8 protein-coding genes are annotated in these 7,644 nt (G+C 64.8%); 5 read left to right on the forward strand and 3 right to left on the reverse strand.

Annotated features, from left to right (window positions below; genetic code table 11):
- Positions 1 to 217: 50S ribosomal protein L28 (gene rpmB, locus V6M63_RS09070; RefSeq protein WP_332741262.1), on the forward strand; the 217-nt coding region annotated here is incomplete at its 5' end.
- Between the two features lie 12 nt (positions 218 to 229).
- Positions 230 to 400: a 50S ribosomal protein L33 gene (rpmG, locus tag V6M63_RS09075; RefSeq protein ID WP_056269543.1), complete on the forward strand. Its 171-nt coding sequence runs from the start codon at positions 230 to 232 to the stop codon at positions 398 to 400.
- Between the two features lie 155 nt (positions 401 to 555).
- Here the strand turns inward: rpmG and V6M63_RS09080 are convergent, their stop codons facing one another.
- Positions 556 to 1,782, reverse strand: coding sequence for a DesA family fatty acid desaturase (locus V6M63_RS09080; protein WP_332741263.1), 1,227 nt, complete (start codon positions 1,780 to 1,782; stop codon positions 556 to 558).
- Between the two features lie 166 nt (positions 1,783 to 1,948).
- Positions 1,949 to 3,217: an RsmB/NOP family class I SAM-dependent RNA methyltransferase gene (locus V6M63_RS09085; protein WP_332741264.1), complete on the reverse strand. Its 1,269-nt coding sequence runs from the start codon at positions 3,215 to 3,217 to the stop codon at positions 1,949 to 1,951.
- A 69-nt stretch (positions 3,218 to 3,286) separates the two neighbouring features.
- Between V6M63_RS09085 and V6M63_RS09090 the strand changes: the two genes are divergently transcribed.
- Positions 3,287 to 4,906, forward strand: a complete 1,620-nt coding sequence (locus V6M63_RS09090; protein ID WP_332741265.1) for a peptide chain release factor 3 — start codon at positions 3,287 to 3,289, stop codon at positions 4,904 to 4,906.
- Positions 4,907 to 4,956: 50 nt separating this feature from the next.
- On the opposite strand, the gene purN is transcribed toward V6M63_RS09090, so the two are convergent.
- Positions 4,957 to 5,547, reverse strand: coding sequence for a phosphoribosylglycinamide formyltransferase (purN, locus tag V6M63_RS09095; protein WP_332741266.1), 591 nt, complete (start codon positions 5,545 to 5,547; stop codon positions 4,957 to 4,959).
- Between the two features lie 14 nt (positions 5,548 to 5,561).
- On the opposite strand from purN, the gene V6M63_RS09100 reads away from it, so the two are divergent.
- Complete coding sequence (locus V6M63_RS09100; protein WP_332741267.1) at positions 5,562 to 6,293, forward strand: YceH family protein; 732 nt, start codon at positions 5,562 to 5,564, stop codon at positions 6,291 to 6,293.
- A 78-nt stretch (positions 6,294 to 6,371) separates the two neighbouring features.
- Complete coding sequence (locus tag V6M63_RS09105; protein ID WP_332741268.1) at positions 6,372 to 7,553, forward strand: acyl-CoA dehydrogenase family protein; 1,182 nt, start codon at positions 6,372 to 6,374, stop codon at positions 7,551 to 7,553.
- Positions 7,554 to 7,644: the final 91 nt, after the last annotated feature.

Consider the following 7,644-nt stretch of genomic DNA (forward strand, 5'->3'; position numbering starts at 1 on the left):
CGTCACGGGCAAGAAGCCCATGGTCGGGAACAATGTTTCCCACGCCAACAACAAAACCAAGCGCCGGTTCCTGCCGAACCTGCAATACCGCCGTTTCTGGGTCGAGAGCGAAAACCGCTGGGTGCGTCTGCGCGTCTCCGGTGCCGCCCTGCGCCTGATCGACAAAAACGGCATTGACGCCGTGCTCGCCGACCTGCGCGCACGCGGTCAAGCTTAAGGAGAACCAAACATGGCAACCAAAGGCGCACGCGAGAAGATCAAGCTGGAATCCACCGCTGGAACCGGCCACTTCTACACCACCACCAAAAACAAGAAGACCACGCCCGAGAAGATGCTGATCAAGAAATTTGATCCCAAAGCTCGCAAGCATGTGGACTACAAAGAAATCAAACTCAAGTAAACGAGCGATTTCCAACAAAAAGCCCGCTGTGAAAACAGCGGGCTTTTTTGTGGTCCTTCGCCAAGGTCATCGCGGAACCGGCTTTGCCGGGCCGCGGATGACGCCCCCTTTTAGGGGGTGACGCGCCGCAGGTGCGGCGCGGGGGTGGGTCTATCTCAGGCGTGAGCCGAGCGAAGGCGGATGGAGAAATCGCGCAAGGCAGCGATGCCGCTTTCTTCAGCCCGGCGGCACCAGGCCTGCAGGTCGGTGGCCAGTTGCTCGCGGGTGGCGGTGGTGCTGGACCACAGGGCGCGCAGCTCTTCACGCATGGTGACCATCTTGTCGAGCACCGGGTGCTCGGCGCGGACTTGGGCCAGCTGAGGTCTGACGTTGGCAGGTACCTTGTCGTCGTCGCGGTGAAGCCATTGGCGGGCGGATTGCAACACGGTCGCGTCACCGCGGCGGCGTTGCAGCGCCTCAAGCTCACGCTTGCAGGCCATGCGCATTTCGCGAGCGTAACCGGCCATCACCTCGTAACGGTTGGCGATGATCGCCTCCAGGGTCTTCTCGTCCGCCACGGGCTTCACATCGCCAAACGCCATCTTGGGCGGCACCTTCTTGACTGAAGCCAGGCCCACCGAACTCAGCATGGTGATATACATCCAGCCGATGTCGAACTCGTAAGGCTTGACCGACAATTTGGCCGACGTGGGGTAGGTGTGGTGGTTGTTGTGCAGTTCTTCGCCACCAATGAGGATGCCCCATGGCGACACGTTGGTGCTGGCGTCAGTCGCTTCGAAATTGCGATAGCCCCACCAGTGGCCGATGCCATTGATGATGCCGGCGGCCGTGATCGGGATCCAGATCATCTGGATGGCCCAGACGGTCACGCCCAGCACACCGAACAGCGCCACATTCAAAATGAGCATGAGGCTCACACCCAGGCGTGAGCGGCCGGTGTAGACCACGCGCTCGATCCAGTCGTTGGGGGTGTTGTGGCCATAGCGGTCCAGGGTTTCCTGGTTCTTGGCCTCGGCGCGATACAACTCGCTGCCTTCAAAGAACACTTTCTTGATGCCGAACACCACCGGGCTGTGCGGGTCACCTTCGTGTTCGCACTTGGCGTGGTGCTTGCGGTGGATGGCGGTCCATTCCTTGGTGACCATGCCGGTGGTCATCCAGAGCCAGAAACGGAAGAAGTGCGATGCGATCGGGTGCAGGTCCAGCGAGCGATGGGCTTGATGGCGGTGCAGGTAGATGGTGACGCTGGCAATGGTGATGTGGGCGAATACCAGGGCCACGATCATGGCTTGCCACCAGGTCGCACCGGTCAGGCCATGTGCGAGGAACTGAATGAGGCCGTCCCAGATGGACGAGAAGATGCCGAAGTCGGAAGAAGACATTGATTTCCCAATAGACCGCCCATGGGAGCGGATGGATACCGAGTGGGCTCCAGAGCACCCGGAGCAGTAACGCCCACGATTTTAAGGGCGGGGGTGGCAATCACCAACCCATATCCAGCCCCGAATGTGGAAACTACTGCTTCAGATCAGGTGAATTGACCGCTTTTCAAGGCTTTTTCCGCCAGACGGCAGCAAAGAAGCCATCCGTTGCATGCCGATGCGGCCACAGCCGCAACCAGCGCCCTTCGTCACCCTGGCACAAGGATGCCGCATTCTGGACTTGAGCGGCGTCCAGCAATCCAGCTGCGGGCACCGCCTCGAATTCGGCATGGGCCGCCTCGAACGCCGCGCACACCTCCTCGTTTTCCTGCTTCAGCAAGCTGCAGGTGGCATACACCAGGCGCCCGCCCGGTTTGAGCAGGCGGGCCGCGCTGTTGAGGATGGCGAGTTGCAGCTCGGCCTGGGCCGCCACGGTCTGGGGGTTCTGACGCCATTTCAGGTCGGGGCTGCGGCGCAGCGTACCCAGACCAGAACACGGCGCATCGACCAGCACCCGGTCGATCTTGCCAGCAAGGCGCTTGATGCGGTCGTCGCGCTCGTGGGCAATCGCCACCGGGTGCACGTTGGACAGGCCACTGCGTGCCAGGCGCGGTTTGAGCGCGTCGAGGCGGTGGCCTGAGGTGTCGAAAGCGTAGAGCCGGCCGCTGTTGCGCATGGCGGCACCGATGGCAAGCGTCTTGCCGCCAGCGCCCGCGCAGAAATCCACCACCATTTCGCCGCGCTTGGCATCCAGCAACAGGGCAAGCAACTGCGAACCTTCGTCCTGCACCTCGACCTCGCCCTCGGTGAACGCGGGTAACCTGGCCAGTGACGGCTTGCCTTGGAGCCGAATGCCCAAGGGTGAATACGGCGTGGCAACGCCTGTCAGGCCGGCCTTTTGCAGCGAGGCCAGCACCGCTTCGCGCTTGGCCTTGAGCAGGTTCACGCGCAGGTCCAGCGGCGCGGGCTGGTTGAGGCTGTCCACCAGGGCGTCGAATTCATGGCCCACTTGTTCGCGCAAGGAGGTGGCCAGCCAATCTGGCAGGTTGTGGCGGTGCTGCGCCATCAGGTCGGCGTCGGTCACGGCATCGCAGTGGTCGAGCCAGGTCTTCTCGGGTTCGGTCAGCGCGCTCTTGATGAAATCGCGGTCGCCGGGAAAGGCCAGGATCGCCAGCCGACGCCACTTGGAACCGCTGCCTGAGCGCGCGAGCCATTCCAGCTTGAGGCGTTGGCGCAGGATGGCGTAGACAGTGTCGGACAGGGTGGCGCGTTCGCGGGATCCGAGCGAACGATTCTCGCGAAAGTGGCGGGCGATGACAGCATCGGCGGGGTGCTCGAACTTGAAGACTTGTTCGATCAGGCTGGCGCATTCGTCCAGGAGGGCTTTGGGGTGCATAGCCAGTATTGTCTCCCCGCTGTGCCGCTGACGCGGCTCCCTCCCATGGGAGCACGATAATCGTCGGTTATGTCCGAACTTTCCCAACAGGTGCGTCGCCGCCGCACCTTCGCCATCATTTCCCACCCCGACGCGGGCAAAACCACGCTCACCGAGAAGCTGCTGCTGTTCTCGGGCGCGATCAACATCGCCGGCAGCGTCAAGGCGCGCAAGGCCGCGCGCCACGCCACCAGCGACTGGATGGAGATCGAGAAGCAGCGCGGCATTTCGGTTGCCTCCTCGGTGATGCAGATGGAATACCGCGACTGCGTGATCAACCTGCTGGACACCCCGGGCCACCAGGACTTCTCGGAAGACACCTACCGCGTGCTCACCGCCGTCGATGCCGCGCTGATGGTGATCGACGCCGGCAACGGCGTGGAGCCGCAGACGCGCCGCCTGCTGCAGGTCTGCCGCGCGCGCAACACGCCCATCCTGACCTTCGTCAACAAGATGGACCGCGAAGTGCAGGCGCCGCTGGACCTGATGGACGAAATCGAGCGTGAGCTGGGCATGACGGTGGTGCCCTTCACCTGGCCGGTCGGCATGGGCAAGACCTTCCGCGGCGTGTTCGACCGCCGCACCGACCAGATGCGCGTGTTCGCCGCCGGCGAAGACCGCCGCGGTGGCGACGAGGACGTGCTGGTCGGGCTGAACAACCCCGAGAGCGTGAAACGCTTCGGCTCGGAGTTCGAGCAGGCCCGCGACGAACTGGAACTGGTGGCCGGCGCTTCGCCGGCCTTCGACGAAGCGCTGTTCCTGGCGGGCAAGCAGACGCCCATGCTGTTCGGCTCGGCGGTCAACAACTTCGGCGTGCGCGAGGTGCTGGACGCACTGGTGGACCTGGCCCCGCCGCCGGGTGACCGCCCCGCGATCCAGCGCACCGTGCACCCCGACGAGCCCAAGTTCAGCGGCGTGGTGTTCAAGATCCAGGCCAACATGGACCCGGCGCACCGCGACCGCATTGCCTTCGTGCGCGTGGCCAGCGGCCATTTCGAGCGCGGCATGAAGCTCAAGGTGGTGCGCTCGGGCAAAGATCTGCGTCCCAACACCGTGGTGAGCTTCCTCTCACAACGCCGCGAATTGCTCGACGAGGCCTTTGCCGGCGACATCATCGGCATCCCCAACCACGGCGTGCTGCAACTGGGCGACACGCTCACCGAGGGCGAGAGCCTGCAATTCACCGGTCTGCCCTTCTTCGCGCCGGAAATCATCCGCAGCGTGGAGGTGGCCGACCCGCTGCGCAGCAAGCAGCTGCGCGCCGGCCTGACCCAGCTCGGCGAAGAAGGCGCGATCCAGGTGTTCCGCCCGGTAGCGGGCTCGGTGCTGCTGCTCGGCGCGGTCGGTCAACTGCAGTTCGAGGTGGTCGCGCACCGCCTGGAGCACGAGTACGGCGTGAAGGCCCGCATCATGAACAGCCCTTACCAGGTGGCGCGCTGGGTGACCTGTGCGCCCGAGGACGGCGGCGAGATCGAGCTCAAGAAGTTCATCGACGCCAACAGCCACCGGGTGGCGCTGGATGCGGTGGACGCGCCCACGCTGCTGGTGGATCACGCGGCCACGCTGCGCGCGGTGGAGGCCAACTGGCCCAAGATCAAGTTCCATGCGATGCGGGAGCATGCCGGGCTCGTCTTTCACAAAGGGGTTTGAGCGCGGGCCCTCACCCCGCCCTCTCCCAGAGGGCGAGGGAGCCAGTCACCTCAAGCGGAAATCAATCTCTCCACCGCTCGCGGGTAGATCAGATGCTCCTGGGTGAGCACACGCGCCGCCAGCGTCTCGGCCGTGTCGCCGGGCAACACCGGCACCACGGCCTGTTCAAGAATCTCGCCGTGGTCCAGCTCGGACGTCACGCGGTGCACGCTGGCGCCCACGATGCGGCAGCCCATCTCGATCGCGCGCTGGTGCGTCTTCAGACCGGGGAAGGCGGGCAGCAGGCTGGGGTGGATGTTCACGAGGCGCCCCTCGTAGTGCTGCACGAAACCCGGTGTGAGGATGCGCATGAAGCCGGCCAGCACCACCAGCGCCGGGTCATGCCGGTCGATCTCGGTCATCAGGGCGGCGTCGAAGGCTTCGCGGCTGGGGTAGGCGGTGTGGTCCAGCGCGGCTGTCGCAATACCCTGCCCCTTCGCCCACACCAGCCCCTGTGCGGCGGCCTTGTTGCTGATCACCGCCGCCACGCGCGCACCATACCGGGTCTGCCAGCGCTGCGTCCGGGCGGTCTCCACGATGGCGGCCATGTTGGAGCCGCTGCCGGAGATCAGAATCACGATGTTTTTGTTCACGCCAGACATGGCCGGGAAGTGTAATGACCTCAGACCTGCAAACCCCTTCAGCCGGCCGCCCGCGCGGCCACGATTTTCAACAGCGCCCGCTCTCGCCCGCCGAGGCACGTGTGCTGGGCACCCTCATGGAGAAGGCGCGCACCGTGCCCGACAGCTACCCGCTCACGCTCAATGCGCTGGTGACCGGCTGCAACCAGAAGTCCAGCCGCGAGCCGGTGATGAACCTGGCGGACGCCGCCGTGCTGGAAGCGCTGGATGCCCTGCGCAGCCTGCACATGGTGCTGGAGGGCAGCGGCAGCCGCGTCACGCGCTACGAACACAATTTCGCGCGCGCCGCGGCTGTGCCCGAACAGTCCGCCGTGCTGCTGGGCATGTTGATGCTGCGCGGCCCGCAGACCGCTGGTGAGTTGCGCCTGAACACCGAGCGCTGGTACAAGTTTCTCGACATCGCCTCGGTCGACGGCTTTCTGGAAGAGCTGCAGGACCGCAGCACGGACAAGGGTGGTCCCCTGGTGGTGAAGCTGCCGCGCGCGCCCGGCGCCCGCGAACAGCGGTGGGCGCACCTGCTCTGCGGCCCGGTGGACACGACAGCCCTCGCCGCCGCCCCGGCGGCGCAGGGCAGCGCGGCCACCGAGGACGAGTTGATCCACCTCACCCGCCGGCTGGCCACGCTGGAAAACACCGTGGCAGCCCTGCAAGACCAACTCCAGAATCTGAACGAACAGCTCGGCTTGTCGCAGCCCGGACAGCCATAAAACGAACGGTCGTGCGAAACTGGCCGGCGTTGTTCAATTCGCCGGCACAACCCTGTGGCGGCCACCAGGAGACATCCCATGGATTTGGCATTCACGCCCGAAGAACAGGCGTTTCGCGAGGAGATCCGCGGTTGGGTCAAGGCCAACCTGCCGGCCGAGATCGCCCACAAGGTCCACAACGCCCTGCGCCTGACGCGCGACGACATGCAGCGCTGGGCCAAGATCCTCGGCAAGAAGGGCTGGCTGGGCTGGGGCTGGCCCAAGGAATTCGGCGGCCCGGGCTGGACCGCGGTGCAGAAGCACCTGTTCGAAGAAGAATGCGCGCTGGCCGGCGCGCCGCGCGTGGTGCCCTTCGGCCCCGTGATGGTGGCGCCGGTGATCATGGCCTTCGGCAACAAGGCACAGCAGGAACGCTTCCTGCCCGGCATCGCCAGCGGGGAAGTCTGGTGGAGCCAGGGCTACAGCGAGCCGGGCTCCGGCTCGGATCTCGCCTCGGTGAAATGCCGCGCCGAGCGCCAGGGCGACAAGTACATCGTCAACGGCCAGAAGACCTGGACCACGCTGGGCCAGTACGGCGAGTGGATCTTCTGTCTGGTGCGCACCAGCAACGAAGGCAAGCCCCAGACCGGCATCTCCTTCCTGCTGATCGACATGAAATCGCCCGGCGTCTCGGTGCGCCCCATCAAGCTGCTCGACGGCGAGTGCGAGGTCAACGAGGTCTGGTTCGACAACGTGGAAGTGCCGGCAGAGAACCTGATCGGCGAAGAGAACAAGGGCTGGACCTACGCCAAGCACCTGCTCAGCCACGAGCGCACCAACATCGCCGACGTGAACCGCGCCAAGCGCGAGCTCGAACGCTTGAAACGCATCGCCAAGGCCGAAGGCGTGTGGGACGACAGCCGCTTCCGCGACCAGATCGCCCTGCTGGAAGTGGACGTGGTGGCGCTGGAAATGCTGGTGCTGCGCGTGCTCTCGGCCGAGAAGTCGGGCAAGAACTCGCTCGACATCGCCGGCCTGCTCAAGATCAAGGGCAGCGAAATCCAGCAGCGTTACAGCGAACTCATGATGCTCGCGGCCGGCCCCTACAGCCTGCCCTTCATCGAGGAAGCCATGGAAGCCGGCTGGCAAGGCAACTTCCCCGGCGGCGTCAATGCGAACGCGCCGCTCGCTTCAACCTACTTCAACCTGCGCAAGACCACCATCTACGGTGGCAGCAACGAAGTGCAGCGCAACATCGTCGCGCAGACCGTGCTCGGCTAAGGAGAAAACAGATGGACTTCGATTTCAGCGACGACCAGGAACAACTGCGCGACGCGGTGCGCAAATGGGTCGACAAGGGCTACACCTTCGA

The organism is Hydrogenophaga sp., from assembly GCF_036675665.1.
Taxonomy (GTDB): Bacteria; Pseudomonadota; Gammaproteobacteria; order Burkholderiales; family Burkholderiaceae_C; genus Hydrogenophaga.